A 23,413-nucleotide genomic window follows, 5' to 3' on the forward strand; every position below is an offset into this window, starting at 1 on the left:
TGCGAACCCGGCTGGTCGATAGCCTCCCTGGAAACTCAGATCTACCATTTCAGGGAGGACACCCATGCCCCGATCCACGATGCTCAAGCGCCTCTCTGCCGCCCGTTCGGCCCTGCCGCTTCTGGCTGGCCTGATGCTGTCGCTCTTCGGTGGCGAGACTGTCGCCATGGCCGCCGAGGCCGCCCTCTCTCCCGGCGCGTGGGCGGTGAGCGGCATGCCATCGCCAACCGGCAAGCCGCAGGTCGCCACTCTTGCCAAGGCGAAGGGCGAGCAGATGCTGCTCTCCCTGCCGAACGAGTTTCTGCCCGGCATGAAGGCCCAGAAGGTGCTGCTGAAACAAACCGGGCCGAAGGCCTACAGCGGCGCGCTGCCCTCCGGCGGCACGGTCAGCCTGATCGCTACCGCGCCCGATGCCGCCAATCTGGAACTCGACATGAAGGAGAAGGGCGGCTTCGGTAAGTTCTCGCTCGATCTGAGCCGGGTCGGGAACTGAGGGTTTTTAAATAACGACTTGTTTTTGCAGAGGGTCCAAGACCCTCTGCACTCCCATTCGTTTTTGCGGGGCGCGCCCGTCATAAAGGGCACGGCCCGAAACAAAGGGGGAGGTGCAGGAGGGGTAAGCCCCTCCTGCGAAAGAAGAACCTAAGTGTTTACGCCCCGGCGACCGGCTTCAGCGGCACCACCGTTGCGGGGGTGCGCTCGTCTTCCACGGCGGCGGGTTCGAGTTGCGGGCGGCCGATGGAGACGTAGCGGAAGCCGGCGGCGGCCATGTCCGCCGTGCGGTAGATGTTCCGCAGGTCGACGAACACCGGCTCCTTCAGCTGGCGCTTGACGTGGGTGAGGTCGAGCGCGCGGAATTCGTTCCATTCAGTGATGATGACGACGGCGCTGGCGTCCTTCATGGCGGAGTAGGGGTCGTCCGCGAAGTCCACGTTCGGAAGCAAGGGGGCGGCGTGTTCCATGCCCACCGGATCGTAGGCGCGGACATGGGCTCCGGCCTTCTGGAGCGCGGGCACGATGTCCAGCGCGGGCGAGTCGCGCATGTCGTCGGTGTTGGGCTTGAAGGTCAGGCCCAGCACGGCGATGGTCTTGCCGTCCACCGCGCCGCCGCAAGCGGCGACGATGCGCTGGGCCATGTTCTGCTTGCGGTTGGTGTTGACCTCGACGGTTGCCGAGACGAGCCGCAGCGGCACGCCGGCTTCCTCGGCCGTCCGCAGCAGGGCGAGCGTGTCCTTGGGGAAGCAGCTGCCGCCGTAGCCGGGGCCGGGGTGGAGGAACTTGTCGCCGATGCGCTTGTCGAGGCCGATGCCCTTGGCCACGTCCTGCACGTCCGCGCCGACTTTCTCACACAAATCAGCCACTTCGTTGATGAAGCTGATCTTGGTGGCGAGAAAGGCGTTGGCGGCGTACTTGATGACTTCCGCCGTCTCGCACGAGGCGAACAGGATCGGCGTCTCGCGCAGGTAAAGCGGGCGGTAGATCTCCTTCAGCACCTGCCGGGCCTCCTCGGAGGTGGTGCCGACCACCACCCGGTCCGGGTGCATGAAATCCTGAATGGCCGAGCCTTCGCGCAGGAACTCGGGGTTGCTGGCCACTTCCAGCTTCTTCAGCGGGGCGACCTCAGCCACCAGTTCGCGCAGGCGCGAGGCAGTGCCGACCGGAACGGTCGACTTGGTGATGATGACCGCGCCGTTGCGGGCGTGGGTTGCGATGTCCTTGGCGGCGGCGAACACATAAGTCAGGTCCGCGTGGCCGTCGCCGCGCCGGGAGGGCGTGCCGACCGCGATGAACACGGCCTGCGCCTCGGGAACGGCGGCCGCCAGTTCGGTGGTGAAGGTGAGGCGATTGGCCTTGATGTTGCGTTGCAGGAGATCATCGAGCCCCGGCTCGTAGATGGTCGGCTCGCCCCGGCTGAGGCGGGCGACGATATCCGGGTTCGTGTCAACGCAGGTGACCTGGTGCCCGAACTCGGCCATGCAGGCACCCGAAACCAGGCCCACATAACCCGTGCCGACAACAGCAATCCGCATAAGACCTCCTGACACAAACAATGAGCGCGGGGTTCTCGTAAACCATTATGTCCGTATCGTGACGGTATCATGATGACGGGCTGAATTTCACATGAACGCATGGCCTTATGCCATCTTGTCACGGGGCTGAGGGCACCTGGCGCGAGGCCTTGCAAGCATCTTGAATTATATGATTCCGACTTTGTGCTGGCGAGCAGGGCAGCAGCGCGTATCCTAGAGGATGGACGCGCGCGGGGAAGGGCCCCAGGGTGGAAGACGGCAGTATGGAAGAGCGTGTTTTGGCAAGTGAATCCAGGGCCGGGCCAGCTGCCGTCATCCGTGTCGAGGCGGGTGGAGCGGCGGCTTTGGCCTCGCGGTTTTTGGCCGCGGAGGTGCCGGTTTCGCTCACCTACAACGGCATTGCCCATGTGGTGATGATGGCAACCCCACGCGACATTGAGGACTTCGCCGTCGGCTTCTCGCTCGCCGAGGGCATCGTGGAGAGCGCCGCCGAGATTAAGGGCGTCGAGGCGCGGGAGATCCCGCCCGGCCTCCTGGTGCGGGTCGATATTCCCGCCCACCGCGCCGAGGCGCTCATCGACCGCCGCCGCGGCTTGGTGGGGCAGACCGGTTGCGGCATCTGCGGCGTGACCGAGCTTGAGCACGCTATCCGCGCCGTCCGTGCTGTCGGCCACCCGCCCGCGCTCGCGCCCGAAGCGCTGTTCCGGGCGCTGGAGGAACTTTCTGGCCACCAGCCGCTCAATCGGGAGACCGGGGCCGTCCACGCTGCCGCCTTCGCCGATGTGCAGGGCAACATCCTGCTCGCCCGCGAGGACGTGGGCCGCCACAACGCGCTCGACAAGCTGATCGGGGCGCTGGCGCGAGAAGGGCGGGACGCGGCGAGCGGCTTTGCCCTCGTCACCTCCCGGTGCAGTTTCGAACTGGTCCAGAAGTGCGCGGCGGCGAACGTTCCGGCCCTGGTCGCCATCTCCGCGCCCACCGATCTGGCGGTGGATCTTGCCCGCCGCGCCGGTTTGACGCTGGTGGCGCTGGCCCGGCGGGACGCGGTGCTGGTGTTCAACGATCCTTGCGGCCTGTTCAGCCCGCCAGCTGATGCGCCAGGTCCGCCCCTGCGGGGGTGAGGCGCAGGAGCCCCGCGCCGGGGCTGGCGCCTTCCGCCAGGGTGGCGAGCGGCGCCCCTCGCTCATCCGTCAGGCCGGTTAACTCGCTCGCGCCCCGCACGACCAGGGCCAGCGGCAGGTCCAGCGCCTTGGCGAGCGCTGCAAGCTTGGCTTCGCCGCGTTCGGCCAGCAGCAGGAAGATGGCCTGCCCGAGGGGCGTGGCATCCGGCAGCACATCGGAAAGACGGGCGAGGTAGGCCGGGCCTTCCGCGCTGTCCGTCCCGTCCGCGCCGCCGCTCTTCGTCATGTGGCCGCGTCTCGCTTGGCGAGGACGACGGGGATGGACTTGCTGGTCGGCGTCATGCTGCGTTCGCCATAGCTCCACAGCGGCACCAGCACGTTGGTCTCCGGGTAGTAGCTGGCCACCTGGCCGCGCGGAATATCGTAGCCGACGATGCGGAAGCCCTCGGCCACCCGCTCCACCCCGTCGTTGATGGCGGTGCGGATGTCGATGATATCGCCCACCGCCAGCCCTTCGGCCGCCATGTCCTCCCGGTTCATGAACAGCACCCGGCGGTAGCCGTAGATGCCCCGGTAGCGGTCATCGTAGCCGTAGATGGTGGTGTTGTACTGATCGTGACTGCGGAAGGTCATCAGCGTGAAAACGCGCGGCCCTTCCGCCGGCTGCGCCGCGATGCCGGTGGCGAACTCGGCCGGGGGCAGGGGGTTGGCCATGAACCGGGCCTTGGCAGTCTCCGTTTTCCACTCCCGCTCCCGGGCGCTGTTCCGCAGGTGGAAGCCGCCGGGCTTGGCCACCTTCTGGTTGTAGCCCTCGAAGCCGGGCACCACCCTGGCTATGGCGTCGCGGATGCGGCTGTAGTCGGCCACATAGCCGTCCCAATCGATCTTCACCTCCGGCAGCGTCGCCTTGGCCATGCCAGCGATGATGGCGGGCTCCGACAGAAGATGCGGCGAGACCGGCTTGTTGATGCCGCCCGAGCCGTGCACCATCGACATGCTGTCCTCCACCGTCACCATCTGGGGGACGCCGTTCTGGATGTCGATTTCGGTGCGCCCGAGGCAGGGCAGGATCAGCGCCTGCTCGCCCACGATGAGGTGGCTGCGGTTCAGCTTGGTGGAGATGTGCACCGTCAGCTTGGTTTGGGCGAGCGCCTCTTCGGTCATCTTCGTGTCGGGCGTGGCGGCGGCGAAGTTGCCGCCCAGCCCGATGAACACCTTGGCCTTGCCCTCCAGCATCGCCTGGATGGCGGTGATGGTGCCGTAGCCGGGCCTGCGCGGGGCCTTGATGGGGAAGGTGGCCTCCAGCCGGTCCAGAAACAAGGCGCTCGGGTGCTCGGTGATCCCCATGGTGCGGTCGCCCTGCACGTTGGAGTGGCCGCGCACCGGGCAGGCGCCCGCGCCGGGCTTGCCGATGTTGCCCTTGAGCAGCAGCACGTCGATGAGCGTCTGGATGGTCACCACCGAATGGCGGTGCTGGGTGAGGCCCATGGCCCAGGTGAAGATGGTCCTGTCGGCGTTGGCGTAGATCTCGGCCGGAACTTCCAGCTGCTCCCGCGTCAGGCCCGATTGCGCCTCGATTTCTGACCAATCCGTGGCCTCGGCATCGGCCTTCAGCTGCTCGAGGCCTTCGGTGTGTTCCTCAATGAACCGGGTGTCGAGGCGGCCCTGGTACTTCTCTAGCAGGATCTTGAGGAGGCCCTTGGCGGCGGCCATGTCGCCGCCCACGCGCACCTGGAGGTAGTGGCTGGCGATATCGACGCCGCCGCCCGGCAGCATGTCCTTCATGCTTTTGGGGTGGGCGAAGCGCTCCAGCCCGCGCTCCCGCACGGGGTTGAACACCACGATCTTGGCCCCGCGCAGCGCCGCCTCGCGCAGGCTGGTCAGCATGCGCGGGTGGTTGGTTCCCGGATTCTGGCCCCACACGAAGATGGCATCGGCCTTGTCGAAATCCTCCAGCAGGACCGTGCCCTTGCCGACGCCGATCTGCTCGGTGAGTGCAACGCCCGAGGCCTCGTGGCACATGTTGGAGCAGTCGGGGAAGTTGTTGGTCCCAAACGCGCGCACGAACAGCTGATAGAGGAACGCCGCCTCGTTGCTGGTGCGCCCGGAGGTATAGAACAGCGCCTCGTCCGGGCTCTCCAGCTCCCGCAGCGTCCGGCCGATGAGTGCGAAGGCGTCCTCCCAGCTCACCGGCACGTAGCGGTCGAGCGTGCGCTCATAGCGCATGGGCTGCGCGATGCGCCCTTGGGATTCCAGATAGTGATGGTCCTGCCGCTTCAGCCATTCGACGGAATGTTCGGCGAAGAAGGTGGGGCCAACCGTCTTGGAGGTCGCCTCCCACGCCACGGCCTTCACGCCGTTCTCGCAGAACTCGAAGGAGGAGGCGTGTTCCGGATCACCCCAGGCGCAGCCAGGGCAGTCGAACCCGTGAGGCTGGTTGACGCCGCGCAAGCTCAGCGCGCTCTTGGCCGGGTTGCCGGAATGGAGGAGGGAGCGGGCCACGGCGGTAAGCGCGCCCCAGCCGCCGGCCGAAGCCCTGGGCCGCCCGGGAGACTGTTCGGAGGCCCGTTCGGGGCGCTGGTTTTGCCGTTCTGGTTTCTGTTCCGTCATAGCAGCAACTGTTTCCCCGATCCGGCGGCGGATGCAAGCCTTCGGTTTGTTTCCTGCGGCATCTACGCCCGATCGTGCGGCGGGGCGAGGGGGGATTGCCGTTGTGATCCGGGCGGCCCATATACGCCACCCTGCCGAAACCACCCGCTGCCGCCTCCGGCATGACAGCCTGAACGGAGACAAGCCCATGCTCTCGACGCCCTGGTGGAGCCATGTCCTGCTGCTGCTCGCGGCGGCCATCGTCGGCGCGGCGGTGCCGCTTCAGGCGGGCACCAACGCCCAGCTGGCCAAGGTGCTGGGCCATCCGCTGTGGGCCACCGCCGGGTCCCTCAGCGTCAGCCTCACCCTCACGCTGACGGCGATCGCCGTGCTGCACGTGCCGGTGCCGCGCCTTGCGGCCATCAGCGCCGGGCCGCTGTGGGTGTGGGTCGGCGGCCTTTACGGCATGATCTTCCTCATCACCTCCCTGTTGGTTGCGCCGCGGCTGGGGGCGGCCGCCTTCATGGTGGCGGTCATCGGCGGGCAGGTGATCGCCTCCCTCGTCATTGATCGATCTGCCCTGGCCGGGTTCGAGCAGAAGCCGATCACGCCCTGGCGGCTGGCGGGCGTGGCGCTCATCATCGGCGGCATTTTCCTCATTCAATTCAATCCCGGCGGCGGGGGGCAAGGCGAAGGCCGATGCGTCCGCCGAACCCGGCAATCCGCCCGAGGGATCGTCCGAAAATCCACCCGCCTGAGGCAATATATTCTTGATTTGCCGGGCCCGACTTCACCTCAATGGGCAAAGGGAGCAAGGGGAGGCATTTCATGGCGGCGGCAGCTTTTATACGGGCAGGTCTCTTTGGCGCGGGGCTGGCAGCGCTGTGCGCGGGCGCGGTGGCCCAGCCTTCTCCGCAGGACAGGCCGGCAAAGCCGCAGGCGGATGTCCGCCATCCCATCGCCGTCAGCGACATCAAGCTGCCCGATCCGGCCAGGCTGCTGTTCTGGACGCCGGACGAGCAGCGGTTCGGCTACAGCCATATGGAGCGGCTGTTCCCCGGTCAGGTGGTGGCGCGGGGCAAGACGATCCGCCCGTTGCCGCGCGCCGGGCAGGAACTGGCGGTGCGCTACAGCTATAACGGCGCGCCGTGGGACACCGCCCGCTTCATGGCGAACAACGACGTGGCGGGGCTGCTTGTCCTCCATGATGGCCGCATCGTTCTGGAGCGCTATGGCCTCGGGCTCGACGAGAAGGGCCGCTGGACCTCCTTTTCCATGGCCAAGTCGGTCACCTCGACGCTCATCGGCGCGGCGCTGAAGGACGGGGCGATCAAGAGCCTCGATGAGCCGGTGACCCGCTACCTGCCCGCTCTCAAGGGCACGGCCTACGATGGCGCGACGCTCCGCCATCTGCTCACCATGACCTCGGGCGTGCGCTGGAACGAGAACTATGCCGACCCCCAGTCAGACGTGAACCGCCTCGCGCGCATCGCCGAGGCCGCGGCCCAGGGTAAATCCGTGACTCCGGGCGAGACCGCGCCCGGCGGAGGCAAGGTGCCGCCGCTGGTCGCCTTCATGGGCACGCTGCCGCGCGCCCATGCCCCCGGCACGGTGTTCAATTACAACACGGCGGAAACCGGCCTGCTCGGCGAAGTGATCCGCGCCGCCACCGGCAAGCCGGTCGCGGCGTATTTGTCCGAAAAGCTGTGGGCACCGCTCGGCATGGAGCAGGACGGCTTCTGGGTGACGGACAAGCGGGGGCCGGAGGGCAGGGCGATGACCGGCTGCTGTCTCAGCGCGTCCCTGCGCGACTATGGCCGCTTCGGCCAGTTCATCCTGGCGGGAGGCAAGGTGGGCGGCAAGTCCCTCCTGCCCGAAGGGTGGGTGGGCGAGGCCACCGGCCCCAGAGCCCCCTTGCGCGGGGAAGGGCAGGGCTACGGCTATCAATGGTGGACGGTCGATGGCGCGGGCTTCGAGGCGCGGGGCGTGTTCGGGCAGAACATCCGCATCTGGCCGGAGAAGAAGCTGGTGGTCGTCACCTTGAGCGCCTGGCCGCGGGCGGGCGATCCGGAGCGCAGCAAGGCCCGGCTCGCCTACATCCGCGCCGTCGCCGAGGCCGTGGAGACCGGGGCCGCGAAAGCCGGAGCGGACAAGACCTGAACGCGCCAAGAATCTTCATAAGAATGCGCGGCTTCGGTTGCGCGGTGGCTCATGACCTGCTAGAAGCCGTCGCCACGCGGCACGGGGCCCGATGGCGGAGTGGTGACGCAGCGGACTGCAAATCCGTATACGCCGGTTCGATTCCGGCTCGGGCCTCCAACACACTCGCACCCTTGCCGCCTTTTCCCTTCTTCCCGATCCAACCTCCGGCGCCCAACCATCCGGCGATGGCAGCGCAGCAGATTTGCGGCACGCTGCGCCTTTGTCTTCCGTGCCCGTGCATATGGGCTGCTGGAAGCGGATCGGAAATCGCCTCCGCGCAATTCAATTAATCTCATTCTCCTGGCGCAGAGCGTCCTGGGATGTGTTCCCTCCAAAGTCAGGTAGGGAACTGTTGCCCGATCCTGGAAGAACCGTTGCGTAATTCATGCCTTCAAGGGGCTGGAATCTGCCCCGCCTAGTCCTTATGTAGCCGAAACATACCGGCTCGGGTGGTTGTTGCAGCCACCCGATGCTGCCAGAGTTCACCGCTGGAAGGTGGTGTGGCGGAAAATACATGGCGGATTGGTTGCCAGGTTTCATGACGCTGCACTATAAGCCACGCGCAAGACTCTAACCTGGGACGAGAAAAATGCCGACTGCCGAACAGCTCCGGGCCAACATGGTGGAAAGCCAGCTGCGGACCAACCGCGTCACGAGCGAGCGTGTCATCAACGCGTTCCGCGCCGTTCCGCGCGAGAACTTCGTGTCTCCCGAGCGCCGCGCTTTTGCCTATGTGGACGAGGATCTGCCGGTGGCGCCGGGCCGCTTCCTGATGGAGCCGATGGTCCTTGGCCGCCTGCTTCAGGAATCCGCGCCCAAGCCGGGCGAGAAGGTGCTGCTGGTCGGCGCGGGCACGGGCTATGTCGCCGCGCTCCTGTCGCTGATGGGCACGACGGTGGTGGCGCTTGAATCCAATCCCGAGCTGGTCGCCATCGCCCGCGAACGGCTGGCCGAGCTGGGCGTGGCCAACGTCACTTTTGTCGAGGGCGAGCTGACTGCGGGCAACGCGGCCGGCGCTCCCTATGATCTGGTCTTCATCGACGGAGCGGTCGAGGAGATCCCGGCGGCCATCATCGATCAGGTGAAGGACGGCGGGCGCGTGGCCATGGTGCTCGTGGCGGCTGGCGTCGGAAAAGGCGTCATCGGCCGAAGGAGCGGCAAGGGTTTCGGCGTATTCGATTTCATGGACGCGGCAGTGCCGGTCCTTCCTGGTTTTACAAAGCCAAAAACATTCGTGTTCTGAGATTTTGTGTCCGGCCGTCCAGCGTAACAGGTGCGGCCCTTAGGGGTGGCAAGGACTTTTTGTTTATGATTTACCGCAAAGTGCTGCTTATGGCTTCGGCGATGATGGTGTTTGGCCAGTCGCCTGTCTCGGCGGAAACATTGGCCGAGGCGCTGGCTCAGGCCTACACGTCCAACCCGGATCTGGCGGCCCAGCGGGCGGCCCTGCGCGCGGTGGACGAGGATGTGGCCACGGCCGTGTCCGGATACCGTCCCAATGTCAGTGGCCAGGCCACGATTGATCGCGCCGACAGCGATGGCGGCACGAGGGCCACCACGTCCAAGTCGGCTTCGGCCACGGTGACGCAGCCGCTGTTTCGCGGGTTCCGCACGGTGAACTCGGTGCGCGCGGCCGACAGTCAGGTGCTGGCCCAGCGCGAGCGGCTGCGCGTCAGCGAGCAGGACGTGCTCCTCGCCGCCGTGACCGCCTATATGGATGTGGTGCGCGATGAAGCCGTGCTGCGTCTCAACCAGAACCAGGTTGAAGTGCTCCAGCGCCAGCTGGAGGCCAACCGCGACCGCTTCGAGGTGGGTGAGCTGACCCGCACCGACGTGGCCCAGTCCGAGGCGCGCCTGTCCACGGCCATCAGCGACCGCACGGCCGCCGAAGCCGCGCTCACGGCCAGCCGCGAGGCCTACCGCCGGGTCGTCGGCCAGCTGCCGGGCACGCTCGAGGCGACGTCCAAGCTGCCGGTGCTGCCGCCAACGGCGGAGGAAGCCATCGCCATCGCGCAGAACGAGAGCCCGGTTCTGCTGGCCGCCCGCTACGACGAGCAGGCCCAGCGCTACGCCGTTTCGGTGAACAAGGGCGCGATCCTGCCGTCCGTCAACGCCTCGGCGGGCGTCACCTGGCGGCAGAACGGCTTCTCGCGCAGCAGCTTCGACCAGGAATTTCCTGGCGTTATCAATGACGACCGGGACCAGACAGACGTCAGCATCGGGGCAACCCTCACCATTCCGCTTTATCAAAGCGGGGCGGAATATGCCGCCGTACGCCGGGCCCAGCAGATCCAGAGCCAGCGTGTTCTCGAAATCGCCGCGACCGAGCGCCAGGTCACGGAAGCGACCCGGAATGCGTGGGAACAGCTTCGCACTGCCCGTTCCACCATCCAGTCGGCCTCCGAGGCCGTGCGCGCCAATGAGATCGCGTTGGAAGGCGTAACGCAGGAACAGCTGGTTGGCTCCCGCACTATTCTCGAAGTGCTGGACGCGCAGCAGGAGTTGCTGAACGCGCGGGTGTCGCTCGTGCGGGCGCAGCGGAACCAGTATGTGGCGGCCTACGAGCTGCTCAGCGCCCTGGGCCGCCTGACGGCGAAGGATCTGGGCCTGCCGGTCGAGGTCTATGATCCGACCGAGCATTACGAGCGGTCGAAGGGTCGCCTGTTCGGCTGGGATTGATTTTAACTCAGCAGACTTAATCGGGGCTGATGACGCAGGCGCCGCGACAGTGTAAGGTCGCGGCGCTGATGTTATAGGGAACTGGGGCAAGCAATGGCCGATTCCAAAGAACCGACCATGGAGGAAATACTGGCCTCCATTCGCCGCATCATCTCGGAAGAGGGTGAGGCGGCGCCGGCTGAGGCTCAGGCGCCCCGGCCCGAGGTTGAGGCTGCGCCCCAGCCGCAACCCCAGCCCGCCGCCCAGGAGGCGGTTGATGAGTTTTTTGACGAGGCTTTCGAAGAGGCCGAGGACGAGGACGTTCTCGAGCTGACCGACACGGTAGAAGCGCCGGTTGCCCAAAAGCCTGAACCGGAGGGACCGTCGCTGATGGACGAAGGCCTGATCTCCGAGCAGACGGTGGCGGCGACCACCCAGAAGCTCAACACTCTTTCGGGGTTGCTGGTTCGCAACTACCCCGGCAGCGAGAATACGCTGGAAGGCCTGGTGCGCGAGATGCTGCGCCCCATGCTGAAGGAGTGGCTGGACGCCAACCTGCCCGAGATCGTCGAGCGCACGGTGGCGCGCGAAGTGGCGCGCATCACGGGGCGCGTCGCGGGCGAATAAACCACACCCACCTGGCCGGGGCAGGCCCTGCCGTCTGGGCTCTTTCCCTTCCCGAAACTTTGCCTTTATAGTCCGGGCAAGTTTTGCATTTGGAAGGGAAAGCTGATGTCCCGACTCTCCTTGCTTGGACGCCGTCTTGCGTCCGTGGCGCTCCTGGGCGCGGCCACCTCCGGTCTGGCCTCGGGCGCGGCCCTGGCCCAAGCGGCGCCGGCTCCGGCGCCGGCTCCGGCGCCGGCCTCTGCCACCGCCACCCAGAGCGCCCCGCGCGGTTTCACCGCCCATGATCTCGTCACCCTCAACCGCGTGTCCGAGCCCGCCCTCTCGCCCGACGGCAAGTGGCTGGCCTATGCCCTGCGCGAGACGGACATGGAGGCCAACAAGGGCCGGTTCGATCTGTTCGTGCTCAACCTGGAAGAGAAGGGGGCCCAGCCCCGCCGTCTGGCGGCCGATCCGGCGGCGGACACCTCGCCCCAGTGGTCGGCGGACGGCCAGCATCTCTACTTCCTGTCCTCCCGTTCCGGCACGTCGCAGGTGTGGCGCTATACCTTCGCCAGCGGCGCGGCCAGCCAGGTGACCGATGCGCCGGTCAGCATCGGCGGCTTCCATCTCTCGCCGAAGGATGACCGCATCGCCTTCTGGGCCGATACCTTCCCCGATTGCAAGGCGGACCTCGCCTGCACCGCCAAGCGGCTGGAGGCGAAGGAGGAAAGCCCTGAAACCGGCCGGGTTTACGACCAGCTGTTCATCCGTCACTGGGACACCTGGGCCGATGGCACCCGCTCCCAGCTGTTCACCGTCGCATTGCAGGACGGCAAGGCGAGCGGCCCCGTTACCCTCGTCTCGCAGGGGCTGATCGGCGACACCCCGTCCAAGCCCTTCGGCGGCGGGGAAGAGATCGCCTTCTCGCCCGATGGCAAGACCCTCTACTTCACCCTGCGCGAGGCGGGCCGCATCGAGGCCCTGTCCACCAACCTGGACATCTTCGCCGCGCCCGCCGACGGTTCGGCCGCGCCGCAGAACCTCACCGACGCCAACGACGCCATGGACACCCAGCCGCGCGTGTCGCCGGACGGCAAATATCTGGCATACCTCGCCATGGAGCGCCCCGGCTTCGAGGCGGACCAGCTGACGCTGATGATCCGCGACCTGGCAAGCGGCGAGACCCGCGCCGTCACCAAGGCCTGGGATCGCTCCATCAGCCACTTCGACTGGAAGCCGGACAGCTCCGCCATCGTCGCAACGGCGGGGGACACGGGCAAGGAGCCGCTGTTCCTCGTCAACGTCCAGACCGGGCGCAGCATTCCGCTCACCCGCAGCGGCTCGGTGGGCGAGTTCGTCGCCGGCGAGAAGGACATCGTCTTTAGCTGGCACAGCCTCACCCGCCCGGCGGATTTCTACCGCCTGTCCTATCGCGGCGTGCAGCCGGAGCAGCTGACCGAGGTGAACAAGGACAAGCTCGCCGACATCGCCATGGGCGACTACGAGCAGTTCAGCTTCAAGGGCTGGAACAACGAGGATGTCTACGGCTACCTCATCAAGCCGGCGAACTTCGATCCCGCGAAGAAATACCCGGTCGCCTTCCTGGTCCACGGCGGCCCGCAGGGCAGCTTCTCCGACCAGTGGCACTACCGCTGGAACGCGCAGGCCTATGCGGGCGCGGGCTATGCGGTGGTGATGGTCGATTTCCACGGCTCGACCGGTTACGGCCAGGCCTTCACCGACAGCATCAGCGGGGACTGGGGCGGCAAGCCGCTGGAGGATCTGAAGAAGGGCTGGGCGGCGGCGCTCGCCAGGTATCCGTTCCTGGATGGCAGCCGCGCCTGCGCGCTCGGCGGCTCTTACGGCGGCTACATGATGAACTGGATCGCCGGCAACTGGCCGGATGCCTTCCGCTGCATCGTCAATCACGATGGTATCTTCGACAACCGCCACATGGCCTATGCCACCGAGGAGCTGTGGTTCAGCGAGTGGGAGAACGGGCGCGGGGCCTACCACGACAATCCGGAGGCCTACGAGAAGTTCAATCCGGTCAATTATGTGCGGAACTGGAAGACGCCCATGCTCGTCATTCACGGCGAGGAGGACTTCCGCGTGCCGCTGGAGGAAGGCATTGCAACCTTTACCGCGCTCCAGCGGCGGAACATTCCCAGCCGTTTCCTCGTCTTCCCTGACGAGAACCACTGGGTGCTGAAGCCTGCCAACAGTATCCAATGGCACCGGGAGGTGCTGGGCTGGCTGGATCGCTGGGTCAACGGCGGCAACGCCGAAGGCCAGGCCGCCGCGCCGCAGGCTGGGCAATAAGGCCGGGGCGGCGCGCCGGGCCGCATGGGGCGGGGCCTTGGGTTCTCCCCCTGCGGTGTGGCTGTCGCCCTGGCGTAGCGCCTCCGGCATATGCCAGCAGTCAATGACAGTGTGGAGTTGGCCGTGATGGAACAGTGGGCCGAACCGCAACCGACGGTCATGGTGCGGCGCGAGGGCGAGACGGTGGTCGTCACCCTGAATTGCCCGCCGGACAATGCGCTGGACCGGGTGGCGCTGGCGGCGCTCACCCGGGTTGTGCGCCAGCTGGCGGAAGCCCCGCCGGCGGGCGGGCTGGTGCTCACCGGCATGGGGCGCAGCTTCTGCGGCGGCCTGTCGGGGCCGTGCGTCGAGGCCCTGTCGCCGGAAGGGCGGCAGGACCTGGCCCGCTCGTTCCGCACGCTCATCGAGGCGCTCCAGGGACTGGAAACGCCGGTGGTGGCGGCGGTCAACGGCAACACCTTCGGCTGCGGTCTCATTCTGGCGCTGACGGCCGATGTGCGCCTGTTCGCCGATACGCCCGAGGGCCAGTTCGGCCTTGTCGACGCGGCGGGCGAGGTGCTGTTCCCCGATCTGGCGCTGGAGCTGGTGGGGCGCGAGCTGGGGCCGGTCGCCGTACGCCGGCTCAGCCTGTCCCACATCCCGTTCCCCTTTGCCGAGGCGCTGGCGCTGGGGCTGGCGGAAAGCTGCGTTGACCCCGAGAGCCTGCTGTCCACCGCCGTGGCCCGCGCCCGCAGCCTCAGCGCCCAGCCGGGGTTTCTGGCACTCAAGTCGCTGCTGAAGTCCTAGCGCTATCTGGGTTTGGGTTTTGATTTTGCAGAGGGGCCTGGGCCCTCTGCACTCCCTCTCGTTTGATCGGATCGCGCCCCCGCATCGGCCGTGCAGCCCACTGGATTTCAAAGGCTCGCGCATCGGCACGGCCGGGTGCGTCCCGTTCAAACCGAAAGGGGGTTCCCAAAGAGGGGCCGCGACCCCCTTAAAGCCCTTGAACTGGCGGGGGTGCGCCAAAGGCATCGCCCCGATGGTTGACAGGCTTGCGTAACTCGGTAACGTTGGCGGCATGACGCACCATCGCGCCGCAATGCTACGACTTCTTTGCCCGGCTTCCTAAGGGAGTCGGGGTTTCGTCGTTTGCCCGTTTGCGCCGCCATGGGGGTTGTCATGGTTCTCATCATTACTGTTCCGCATCACCTGGAGCCTTGCCGCGCCCACTCGCGCCGCCGCATTCTGCCGCGCCGCGCCAGGGGGCTTGCGCGACTTACCGGCAGTCGCCGGGACAAGACGGCTGCCCGGCGGCTGCACCCTCTGCCGTCTCAAATTTCTTGAGACCCCTTTCTTCGCGGAGTAGCCCCAATGTTGCGCGACCCTTCGACCAAGTACCGCCCGTTCACGCCCGTTGCCCTTCCGGACCGCCAGTGGCCGTCCCGCGTCATCACCCGCGCGCCGCGCTGGCTGTCGACCGACCTGCGCGACGGCAACCAGGCGCTCATCGACCCCATGGACGGGGCCAAGAAGCAGCGCTTCTTCGACATGCTGGTGAAGATCGGCCTCAAGGAGATCGAGGTGGGCTTCCCCTCGGCCTCCCAGACCGAGTTTGATTTCGTCCGCCAGCTCATCGAGAACAACCGGGTGCCGGAGGATGTGCAGATCCAGGTGCTCACCCAGTCGAGGGGAGAGCTGATCGCCCGCACGTTCGAGAGCCTGCGCGGCGCGCGTTCGGCAACGGTGCACCTCTACAACGCCATTTCGCCCACCTTCCGCCGCGTCGTCTTCGGCATGGACCGGGCGGGCATCAAGGACATCGCGGTCAAGGGCGTCACGCTCCTGCGCGAGGAAGCCTTGAAGCAGCCGGAGACGCGCTGGACCTTCGAATATTCGCCCGAGACCTTCAGCACGGCCGAGCTGGATTTCTCGCTGGAGGTCTGCGAGGCGGTGATGGACGTGCTGGAGCCAACGCCTCAGAACCCGCTGATCCTCAACCTGCCCGCAACGGTCGAGGCGGCAACGCCCAACGTCTATGCGGACCAGATCGAGTGGTTCTGCCGCCACATCTCCCGGCGGGACAGCGTCATCATCTCCGTGCACCCGCACAACGACCGGGGCACGGGCGTCGCCGCCGCCGAACTCGCCGTGATGGCGGGGGCGGATCGCGTCGAGGGCTGCCTGTTCGGCAACGGGGAGCGCACCGGCAACGTTGATCTCGTCACCCTCGCGCTCAACCTCTATACGCAAGGCGTTGATCCGGAACTGGATTTCTCCGACATCCAGTCGGTCGTCGAGACCGTCGAGCACTGCAACCAGCTGCCGGTGCACCCGCGCCATCCTTATGCGGGCTCGCTGGTGTTCACCGCCTTCTCCGGCTCCCATCAGGACGCCATCAAGAAGGGCTTCGCGGCGCAGGCCGCCCGCAACGACGAGCTGTGGGACGTGCCCTACCTGCCCATCGATCCGGCCGATCTCGGCTGCTCCTACGAGGCGGTCATCCGCGTCAACAGCCAGTCCGGCAAGGGCGGCGTCGCCTGGGTGCTGGAGCAGGATCAGGGCCTGAAGCTGCCCCGCCGCCTGCAGGTGGACTTCAGCCGCGCCGTGCAGGACCTGGCGGACGCCACCAGCCGCGAGCTGACCGCCGCCGACATCTGGGCCGCCTTCCGCCAGACCTATCATCTGGAAGGCGACCAGCGCTTCGAACTGGTGGATTACGCCGAGACCATGGGGCAGGGGGCAACGCCGCCCGCCGCTTCGCCGGGCGCATCCGTCTTGATGGGCAGGAGCGCTCCATCACCGGCCATGGCAACGGCCTCCTCTCCAGCGTCATCGCGGCGCTCGCAGACGACTGCGGCCTCAGCCTCGATATCGTTGATTATCACGAGCACGCCCGTGGCCGCGGCGCTGACGCCGAAGCCGCGGCCTACGTGGAATGCCGCACGGCCGATGGCCGCACCGTCTTCGGCGTCGGGCTCGACGCGGACGTGGCGACCGCCTCGGTCAAGGCCGTGCTCAGCGCCGCCAACAGCGCGGTGGCCTGAGTGGTGGTGTGAGGAGGAAAGGGGGTCTCGGACCCCCTTTCGATCCCCCAGTCGTTTGAAAGGACCGCACCCGGTCTTGTCCGCAACGCGATCTGAAACGCGAAGCGCCAAGGCCCATGCTGGGCGCGGCCCGAAAAGTGAAAGGGGGTGCAGGGGGATCAAGATCCCCCTGCATAAGACTTTGGAAAGCGCTTGCTTAAAACCCCTTCCTCCGCCCCGCGAACGGGTGTACGGCCACGCTAGGTTTCTCAGGCTTTGCGGGTTCCGTATGCCGTCCAACGCCGTTGTCGCCGTCGGTCTTCTGGTTGCGTCCAATCTGTTCATGACCTTCGCCTGGTACGGGCATTTGAAGTTCAAGTCCGCGCCGCTCTGGGCCGTTATCCTCATCTCCTGGGGCATCGCCTTCTTTGAGTATTGCCTGCAGGTGCCGGCCAACCGCATCGGCCACGGCAGCCTCAGCGCCGCGCAGCTGAAGGGGATGCAGGAGATCATCACGCTCCTCATCTTCGCCGTCTTTTCCTGGGCCTATCTGGGCGAGCCGATCAGCGCCCGGCAGGCAGTGGGCTTTGCGCTCATTGTCGTGGCCGCCGTGCTCATTTTCAGCAAGTAGGCTGGCCGGCAAAACCCCGCCCGAATGATCCTTGCCTCGCCGCCCGTTGTAGGACCGGGGGAGGCATCGGCGATGCTTCGCTTACCGGCCATTAATACTTTCCCGGTATTTAACCTTTTGCGTGTTTGTGGAGATGTGACAACAAGTGGTTTCTCCAGATGGTGCGCGCCAGAAATGGCGCTTCAGGACAAAGATCTTCGGGCCGCTTGCCGGTGTTACCCTTGTCGCGGTTCTAACGGCGACCTTCGTCTTTTACCTGGGTATCCAGCGGACTGATGAGGCCTCCGTCGCGCGGCAGGTGCGCGAGACGCGTCAGGCCATCAACCTCAGTATCGACAAGCTCGCCAAGGAGCAGGAACTGGTTGCGGCCTGGGACGCCCTGGTCGTGACCCTGGAGCAGCCGCAGCTCGACCGCCAGTGGCTCAATACGAATATCGGCAAGTGGCTGTACAAGCTTTTTGGCCACGATCAGGTTTACATCCTCGATGTGGAAGACCGGCCGATCTATGCCGCCATCGGCGGCGAGCAAGTCAGCGGGGCGCGTTTCCGAACGATCCAGGCCGATCTTCAGTCATTCATTGATGCGGTGCGCGGGCGCATCCATCATCGGAACGGCCCGCACGACCGCAATCCCGGCCAGCCGCCCGCAACGAACAACACCCTGCTCACGTCCGAGCGCATGGTGCACGAGTCGGGGATGGTGCGGATCAACGGCCGCCCCGCCATTGCCAGCGTCATGCGGATCGTACCGTTCACCGACACGGTTCATGTGCAGCCGGGGCGCGAGCATCTCATCATCAGCGTGCAGTTTCTCGACCGGAAGTTTCTCAAGGACCTCGCGAGCCTCAACCTCATCGATGCTCCGCGGTTCTCGATGTCTCCTGTCAAGCGCAAGGGCGAGGAGGTTCTGCCGGTGACCTCGCATCGCGGCGAGCCGATCGGCTATTTCTTCTGGCATCCGGATCTGCCCGGTTCCATGCTGATGCGCCAGACCGGGGTGCTGACGATCTTTACCGTTCTGCTCACCATCGCCAGCATGGCGCTGCTCGCCCGCTGGCTGTGGCGCGCGACGAGCGAGCTTCAGTCTACCCTCATCGAGCTGCAGGCGAGCGAGGCGCAGGCCCAGCATCTGGCGTTTCACGATGTGCTCACGGGTCTGCCCAATCGCGCCCTGTTCAACGACCGGCTGAAGCAGGCGCTGGCGCGGGCGCGCCGGGGCGAGCGGGTTGCCGTGCTTGCGCTCGATCTCGACCGCTTCAAGCAGGTGAACGACACGCTTGGCCACCATGCGGGCGATGCGCTCATCTGCGAGGTGGCCGAGTGTCTCCTGGGCCTGGTGCGCGAGGGCGATACGGTTGCGCGCCTGGGCGGCGATGAGTTCGCCGTAATCCTCAGCGACTGCAATCCGGAACAGGTCGAAGCCATCTGCGAGCGGATCCTGGCCGCCGTGCGGGAGCCCTTCAGCCTGCTGGGCCATCAGGCGTTCGTGGGCGTCAGCATCGGCGTTGTGAACGTAACGGTAGACGCCACGGATCGGGTCGATGTGCTCCGCAAGGCGGACATCGCGCTGTACCGGGCCAAGGCCGAGGGGCGCGACAACTTCTGCGTGTTCACGGAGGAGATGGACGAGTCCGTGCGGCTCCGCGGCGCCATCGAGGCGGATCTGCGCGATGCGCTTGCCAGCGGCACGGGGCTGGAGGTCCATTACCAGCCGCAGGTCGGCGGGGAGGGGTATCGCGTCGTCGGCCTTGAGGCGCTGGTGCGGTGGCGGCATCCGACCCGCGGCATGATCGCGCCCGGCCAGTTCATCCCCATCGCGGAGGAGACCGGCCTGATTAGCGATCTGGGCGAGTGGGTGCTGCGCGAGGCCTGCGTCGCCGCCAAGCGGTGGCCGAACCTGTTTATCGCCGTCAACCTGTCGCCGGTGCAGTTCCGCGTTGCCGGGTTTGCCGAGCGCCTCATCGGCATCGTGCGGGAGAGCGGCGTCAATCCCAGCCAGATCGAGCTGGAGGTGACGGAGAGCATCTTCCTCAATGGCGACGATTATATCCGCCGGGCGCTGGCCATGCTGCGCGCCAGCGGCATGCGGATCGCGCTCGATGATTTCGGCACCGGCTACTCGTCGCTCGGCTACCTGCGGCAGTTCAAGATCGACAAGATCAAGATCGACAGGAGCTTCGTGCAGAATGCCGATCAGAACGCGGACTCGGTGGCGATCGTCGCGGCGGTTGCCAATCTGGGGCAGGCGATGGGAATTACCGTCGTCGCCGAGGGCGTGGAGACGCCCGAGCAGCAGCGGTTCCTGAGCGCGGCCGGATGCAACGGCATGCAGGGCTATCTGTTCTCCCGTCCCGTGCCGGGGGATGAGCTCGCCCTCCTGCCGGGGCTGGCCTGAAGCGCATCGGGTAGAGTCTATGAAAGACATAAGGGGGGCGCGGACCCCCTTATGATCTCCCGTTCGCTTGTCGGGGCGCGCTTTGCGAGGGCGGGTTTACCCCGCCATGCGGGCGAAGGTGCCGTCCTTGATTACGAACCGATGGTAGAGGGCGACAAGGATGTGGCCGATCGCCAGCGCCACGAACAGCCAGGCGAGCGGCGCGTGGATCTGGCTGAAGGCGAGGAGCCAGTCGGTTTGCGTGCCGCTGCCCTCGATCAGCTGGTGGCCGAACAGCTTGAGGCCCCGGCCGTGGCCGAGCCCCCCGCGACATGCCCGAGAGCGGCATCAGCACCATGCAGGCGTAGAGGAGGCCGTGCCCCGCCTTGGCCAGAATGCGCTGGAGCCCGGCATAGAGCGGACGCCGGCCGCGCTGCTTCACCGCCCAGGCGAGGCGCACCACGATGAGCACGAACAGCAGGAGGCCGAGCGAGCCGTGCAGCGGCACGATGGTCTGGCCCACCCAGTGCTCGCCGTCGTTGATGTAATCCCCAAGCTTGAGGAATTGCAGCACGATCAGCGCCGCCATGGTCCAGTGGATCAGGCGGGTCAGGGTTCCATAGCGGGTGGGCGTATCGTTCAGCATAAGCCAATCTCTCCGGCACGACAGTTCGTTGCCTGAGCGTATACAAACAATTCTCGCAGGCAAGGCTCGCCGCGTCCGGCCGTCGCCGAGGGTGAGCGCACGCTTCAGGTGCGATAGCTCGGGTCCATCCGGTCGAGCTTGCGGATGAGCGCGGGCCAGGCGAGGAACTGGGCGAGCAGGGTGATGTTGTCGGCGCTGGCCTGTCCCGCCACCTTCTCGGGCGTGCCCTGCGGCGGGGTGTAGAGGCCCTGGGCGCCGGCCGAAAGCGCCATCACCTGCGCCTCGCAGGCCCGCTCCAGAAAGTACATCCGCAGGAACGCATCGCCCACCGTGCGGCCCACCGTCAGGGTGCCGTGGTTGCGGAGCATGAGCACGTGCTTGTCGCCGATGTCCGCGACCAGCCGCTCGCGCTCGTCCAGGTCCGTCGCCACGCCTTCGTAGTCGTGGTAGGCGGTGTCCCAGCGCACCAGCATGGCGGTCTGGGTCAGCGGCATCAGTCCCTCGGCCATGGTGGAGACCGCCTGTCCCTGCGCCGTGTGCAGGTGGATGACGCACTGGGCGTCCTCGCGCGCCATGTGCAGGGCGGAATGGATGGTGAAGCCCGCCGGGTTGGCGAGGTAGGGCGTCGGCTCCACCGGCTTGCCGTCGAGGTCGATCTTGATGAGGCAGGAGGCCGTTACCTCATCGAACATCAGGTTGTAGGGGTTGATGAGGAAGTGATGCTCCGGCCCCGGCACCCGCACGGTCATGTGGGTGAAGATGAGGTCATCCCAGCCGTAGTGGGCGGCGAGGCGGAACGCCGCCGCCAGGTCGCACCGCAGTTTCCATTCCTCCGCGCTCACCCGGTCCTGAACCGATGCGCCTTTCGTCTCCACATCTGCCATGATGCTCTCCTCCCCAGGATTGTGCCGCGATGATAACGGCACTTGGGGCGGAGCGATGCGGCTTTCTGCGTCGGGGCGGCCATCCCCCCTACAATATTCTTCGTATATTCTGCCAAGCGGGCCGGTGGTTACTGGCCGTCCGGCGTCGCGGGGCTGCCCGGCTCATCGGGCGTGCCGTCGGTCACGTCGGGCTTGGCCATCAGCTTCTCGAGCCAGGTTTCGGCCAGGCCGCCGTCCACCTTCTTTCGCGAGGGGCCGAAGCGGCTGGGGTAGACGGCGAGGCTGTAGCTGCTCTCGCTGAAGCCCTTTTCCGCCCGGAGGGAGGAGGAGAGGTCGTTGTGGCGCAGCCAGTCCTCGAAGTCGATCCACAGCTCGTTGAGCGGGTTGAGGGGGGAGCGCACCTCGTAAACCGCCTCGGTCAGTTCGTAGACGAGGTCGGTGTCGCCCGCCTCGATCTGATCCGTGATCGCCAGCTTCAGGGATTCCAGAAAGACGAGCAGCTTCTGCCGCTCATGCTCATCAATCGAGCGTTCGATGGAGGCGCGCAAGCGCCGACCCAGGCTCTCCATTGCTCCACATCCTAATGTCTATCAGAGGCGGCGGGGCGAGTCCTCGCCGCGTCTTGAAAGCTATGACCATTGCTTTTGGCAAGCAATCCGCCGGATGCCATTCTGCGGCGTTCGGCGGGAAATCGGAGGCGAAGCGGGCCGGGGCCGCGTCCAGCGCCGGGAACCGCGCCTCCGTTTCGCGGATGATCGCAGCGCCGGCCATCACAGGACGGGCTCATGCTGGTCTGCCGTGCCGCCGCCGGACCACGCCTCGTCGACGGTCTTGCAGACGACGGCGGTTGCCCGCACCACCCGGTTGCGTCCGGCGCGCTTGGCGGCATAGAGGGCCTTGTCCGCGTGGGCCATGGTCTGGTCCAGCGTGCAGCCCGGTTCGATCGAGGCGACACCGATGCTCACCGTCACGCGCAGCGGCGTCGGGCTGTCATCCACGGGGAACGTCAGCTCGTCCACGCTGGCGCGGATGCGCTCGGCGACGGCGACGGCGATGGCCTTGTCCACGGCGGGCATCAGCACGCTGAACTCCTCGCCGCCGGTGCGGCCCACCAGATCGTTGCTGCGGACCGAGCGGCTCAGGGCGTCCGCGAAGCCTTCCAGCACCCGGTCGCCCACGGCGTGGCCGTAGGTGTCGTTGATCCGCTTGAAGTGGTCGATGTCCAGCATCAGCAGGTAGCCCCACGCCACCGAGGTTCCGTACACCTCGTTGGCGGCGCGCTGGAAGGCGCGGCGGTTGAGCACGCCGGTCAGCCCGTCCACCGAGGCGAGGGTGTTCAGCTCCGCGCCCAGCTTCTGGCTGACGAGCAGGAAGCCGAAGAAGTTGAGCGAGATGATGATCAGCGCCGTCACCGCGCTATGGATGAGCTGGAGCAGATCCACCAGCACCGGCAGCACCAGGAGGGTGTTGTGGATGACCTGGATGACGCCGGTCATCAGCGAGAAGCCGGACCAGGCGACGATCAGCCCCACCAGCAGGCCGGTCTGGGCGTTCCAGAACTCCTTCTGGCCCCGCACGTAAAGCCGTGTGGCGTCGAACAGGACTGCGGCGTCGATGATGTTGAACAGCACGATGAAGGCAAGGCCCGCGGGCGCGAACAGCCACAGCGGCAGGCCGATGCCAAGGGCGGCGATGACGGCGAGCATGAGGGTGCGCCGCAGCTGCAATTCCAGGTCGAGGTGGGCCCGCACGCCCAGCCGCACCATCGCGCCGGCGGCGGCCAGCAGCAGCCCGGCGAGCAGTTTGCAGAACGAACCCGCGTCGGTATCAGCCAGGCCATCGAAGAAGACCGCGCCAAGGGTGGTGACGTTGGCGAGCACCCAGAAGGCGGGCAGGCTGGAGCGCTGCAACACCCGGCGGGTCAGGGAAAAGAACATCGCGCCGAAAACCAGCTGCGCGCTCACCGCCGTTCGCACCGTTGCCAGGTCAGTTCCAAACAGGTGCGTGAATGCCGTATGACTCATGGTGTCCTCGAATGGACAGGGTGAAGGCTGCGCCACCCTTGGCGCTGTCGTGCTCTGTCCGGAAGAGTGCGGGCAAGCCGCTCGGGGGCCGCATCCCGTTCTGTTCCGGCCGGGCCTGTCGGCAGGTTTCAGGCCTTTGGCTGGTGCCGGAACCGGGTGTTGCGGTGCGCCTTTTGCGTCTTCTCGCCTATTCTCCTCATAGCTGCGGACAATGTCTGAAATTCCTTAAAATCTGATTATCCATATCGGAGCCGGAGACGGCTTGGCGCTTCGGGAATGGATCATGCGGGCGGGCTGGCCTATAACGCTGCCGTCGCCGCGGCG

17 protein-coding genes, 1 tRNA gene and 2 pseudogenes are annotated in these 23,413 nt (G+C 66.4%); 13 read left to right on the forward strand and 7 right to left on the reverse strand.

Annotated elements, in window-relative coordinates; genetic code table 11:
* The first annotated feature begins 64 nt into the window (after positions 1-64).
* Positions 65-493: a hypothetical protein gene (locus L0C21_RS07760; protein ID WP_259277810.1), complete on the forward strand. Its 429-nt coding sequence runs from the start codon at positions 65-67 to the stop codon at positions 491-493.
* A gap of 157 nt (positions 494-650) precedes the next feature.
* On the opposite strand, the gene L0C21_RS07765 is transcribed toward L0C21_RS07760, so the two are convergent.
* Positions 651-2,030, reverse strand: coding sequence for a UDP-glucose dehydrogenase family protein (locus L0C21_RS07765; RefSeq protein ID WP_259277811.1), 1,380 nt, complete (start codon positions 2,028-2,030; stop codon positions 651-653).
* A 278-nt stretch (positions 2,031-2,308) separates the two neighbouring features.
* On the opposite strand from L0C21_RS07765, the gene fdhD reads away from it, so the two are divergent.
* Positions 2,309-3,151, forward strand: coding sequence for a formate dehydrogenase accessory sulfurtransferase FdhD (gene fdhD, locus L0C21_RS07770; RefSeq protein ID WP_259277812.1), 843 nt, complete (start codon positions 2,309-2,311; stop codon positions 3,149-3,151).
* On the opposite strand, the gene L0C21_RS07775 is transcribed toward fdhD, so the two are convergent.
* Positions 3,108-3,437, reverse strand: a complete 330-nt coding sequence (locus tag L0C21_RS07775; protein ID WP_259277813.1) for a hypothetical protein — start codon at positions 3,435-3,437, stop codon at positions 3,108-3,110. The two genes, fdhD and L0C21_RS07775, sit on opposite strands and share 44 nt — an antisense overlap.
* Positions 3,434-5,761, reverse strand: coding sequence for an FdhF/YdeP family oxidoreductase (locus L0C21_RS07780; protein ID WP_259277814.1), 2,328 nt, complete (start codon positions 5,759-5,761; stop codon positions 3,434-3,436). Before L0C21_RS07780 ends, L0C21_RS07775 begins: the two co-directional genes overlap by 4 nt.
* Before the next feature lie 187 nt (positions 5,762-5,948).
* On the opposite strand from L0C21_RS07780, the pseudogene L0C21_RS16855 reads away from it, so the two are divergent.
* The 11 genes and pseudogenes from L0C21_RS16855 to L0C21_RS07835 form a co-directional block, all read left to right on the forward strand.
* Positions 5,949-6,338: pseudogene (locus tag L0C21_RS16855) on the forward strand (DMT family transporter); the annotation flags it as partial.
* A gap of 230 nt (positions 6,339-6,568) precedes the next feature.
* Positions 6,569-7,900 carry a serine hydrolase domain-containing protein gene (locus tag L0C21_RS07790; RefSeq protein WP_259277816.1) on the forward strand — a complete coding sequence of 444 codons (1,332 nt, stop codon included), beginning with the start codon at positions 6,569-6,571 and terminating at the stop codon, positions 7,898-7,900.
* Between the two features lie 85 nt (positions 7,901-7,985).
* A tRNA-Cys gene (locus tag L0C21_RS07795) sits at positions 7,986-8,059 on the forward strand.
* A 472-nt stretch (positions 8,060-8,531) separates the two neighbouring features.
* Positions 8,532-9,185: a protein-L-isoaspartate O-methyltransferase family protein gene (locus L0C21_RS07800; RefSeq protein ID WP_259277817.1), complete on the forward strand. Its 654-nt coding sequence runs from the start codon at positions 8,532-8,534 to the stop codon at positions 9,183-9,185.
* Positions 9,186-9,250: 65 nt separating this feature from the next.
* Positions 9,251-10,621, forward strand: coding sequence for a TolC family outer membrane protein (locus tag L0C21_RS07805; protein WP_259277818.1), 1,371 nt, complete (start codon positions 9,251-9,253; stop codon positions 10,619-10,621).
* Between the two features lie 93 nt (positions 10,622-10,714).
* Positions 10,715-11,227 carry a DUF2497 domain-containing protein gene (locus tag L0C21_RS07810; RefSeq protein WP_259277819.1) on the forward strand — a complete coding sequence of 171 codons (513 nt, stop codon included), beginning with the start codon at positions 10,715-10,717 and terminating at the stop codon, positions 11,225-11,227.
* A gap of 105 nt (positions 11,228-11,332) precedes the next feature.
* The gene (locus L0C21_RS07815; protein ID WP_259277820.1) at positions 11,333-13,528 is read left to right on the forward strand and encodes a S9 family peptidase; all 2,196 of its coding nucleotides are present in this window, start codon (positions 11,333-11,335) and stop codon (positions 13,526-13,528) included.
* Positions 13,529-13,654: 126 nt separating this feature from the next.
* Positions 13,655-14,314, forward strand: coding sequence for an enoyl-CoA hydratase/isomerase family protein (locus L0C21_RS07820; protein WP_259278843.1), 660 nt, complete (start codon positions 13,655-13,657; stop codon positions 14,312-14,314).
* 564 nt (positions 14,315-14,878) lie between these two features.
* Positions 14,879-16,551: pseudogene (leuA, locus tag L0C21_RS07825) on the forward strand (2-isopropylmalate synthase).
* Positions 16,552-16,819: 268 nt separating this feature from the next.
* On the forward strand, positions 16,820-17,161 hold the full coding sequence (locus tag L0C21_RS07830) for a DMT family protein (protein ID WP_259277821.1): 342 nt from the start codon (positions 16,820-16,822) through the stop codon (positions 17,159-17,161).
* 145 nt (positions 17,162-17,306) lie between these two features.
* Positions 17,307-19,556 (forward strand): putative bifunctional diguanylate cyclase/phosphodiesterase, encoded by a 2,250-nt coding sequence (locus L0C21_RS07835; protein ID WP_259277822.1) that lies wholly within the window; start codon positions 17,307-17,309, stop codon positions 19,554-19,556.
* 49 nt (positions 19,557-19,605) lie between these two features.
* Here L0C21_RS07835 and L0C21_RS17035 read toward each other — a convergent pair whose 3' ends face one another.
* From L0C21_RS17035 to L0C21_RS07855, 4 genes are all read right to left on the reverse strand, one after another.
* On the reverse strand, positions 19,606-20,181 hold the full coding sequence (locus tag L0C21_RS17035) for a cytochrome b (RefSeq protein ID WP_259277823.1): 576 nt from the start codon (positions 20,179-20,181) through the stop codon (positions 19,606-19,608).
* A 104-nt stretch (positions 20,182-20,285) separates the two neighbouring features.
* Positions 20,286-21,065, reverse strand: a complete 780-nt coding sequence (locus L0C21_RS07845; protein WP_259277824.1) for a class II aldolase/adducin family protein — start codon at positions 21,063-21,065, stop codon at positions 20,286-20,288.
* 128 nt (positions 21,066-21,193) lie between these two features.
* Complete coding sequence (locus L0C21_RS07850) at positions 21,194-21,634, reverse strand: hypothetical protein (protein WP_259277825.1); 441 nt, start codon at positions 21,632-21,634, stop codon at positions 21,194-21,196.
* A gap of 201 nt (positions 21,635-21,835) precedes the next feature.
* Positions 21,836-23,089, reverse strand: a complete 1,254-nt coding sequence (locus tag L0C21_RS07855) for a GGDEF domain-containing protein (RefSeq protein ID WP_259277826.1) — start codon at positions 23,087-23,089, stop codon at positions 21,836-21,838.
* Positions 23,090-23,413 lie beyond the last annotated feature (324 nt).

It is taken from the genome of Pedomonas mirosovicensis (genome assembly GCF_022569295.1).
GTDB lineage: Bacteria > Pseudomonadota > Alphaproteobacteria > Sphingomonadales > Sphingomonadaceae > Pedomonas > Pedomonas mirosovicensis.

Bases quoted from the DNA above. Each gene is read 5' to 3' on its own strand.
- L0C21_RS07760 (WP_259277810.1), top strand. From the start codon at position 65: ATGCCCCGATCCACGATGCTCAAGCGCCTCTCTGCCGCCCGTTCGGCC.
- L0C21_RS07765 (WP_259277811.1), bottom strand. From the start codon at position 2,030: ATGCGGATTGCTGTTGTCGGCACGGGTTATGTGGGCCTGGTTTCGGGT.
- L0C21_RS07775 (WP_259277813.1), bottom strand. From the start codon at position 3,437: ATGACGAAGAGCGGCGGCGCGGACGGGACGGACAGCGCGGAAGGCCCG.
- L0C21_RS07780 (WP_259277814.1), bottom strand. From the start codon at position 5,761: ATGACGGAACAGAAACCAGAACGGCAAAACCAGCGCCCCGAACGGGCC.
- L0C21_RS07790 (WP_259277816.1), top strand. From the start codon at position 6,569: ATGGCGGCGGCAGCTTTTATACGGGCAGGTCTCTTTGGCGCGGGGCTG.
- L0C21_RS07800 (WP_259277817.1), top strand. From the start codon at position 8,532: ATGCCGACTGCCGAACAGCTCCGGGCCAACATGGTGGAAAGCCAGCTG.
- L0C21_RS07805 (WP_259277818.1), top strand. From the start codon at position 9,251: ATGATTTACCGCAAAGTGCTGCTTATGGCTTCGGCGATGATGGTGTTT.
- L0C21_RS07810 (WP_259277819.1), top strand. From the start codon at position 10,715: ATGGCCGATTCCAAAGAACCGACCATGGAGGAAATACTGGCCTCCATT.
- L0C21_RS07815 (WP_259277820.1), top strand. From the start codon at position 11,333: ATGTCCCGACTCTCCTTGCTTGGACGCCGTCTTGCGTCCGTGGCGCTC.
- L0C21_RS07820 (WP_259278843.1), top strand. From the start codon at position 13,655: ATGGAACAGTGGGCCGAACCGCAACCGACGGTCATGGTGCGGCGCGAG.
- L0C21_RS07830 (WP_259277821.1), top strand. From the start codon at position 16,820: ATGCCGTCCAACGCCGTTGTCGCCGTCGGTCTTCTGGTTGCGTCCAAT.
- L0C21_RS17035 (WP_259277823.1), bottom strand. From the start codon at position 20,181: ATGCTGAACGATACGCCCACCCGCTATGGAACCCTGACCCGCCTGATC.
- L0C21_RS07845 (WP_259277824.1), bottom strand. From the start codon at position 21,065: ATGGCAGATGTGGAGACGAAAGGCGCATCGGTTCAGGACCGGGTGAGC.
- L0C21_RS07850 (WP_259277825.1), bottom strand. From the start codon at position 21,634: ATGGAGAGCCTGGGTCGGCGCTTGCGCGCCTCCATCGAACGCTCGATT.
- L0C21_RS07855 (WP_259277826.1), bottom strand. From the start codon at position 23,089: ATGAGTCATACGGCATTCACGCACCTGTTTGGAACTGACCTGGCAACG.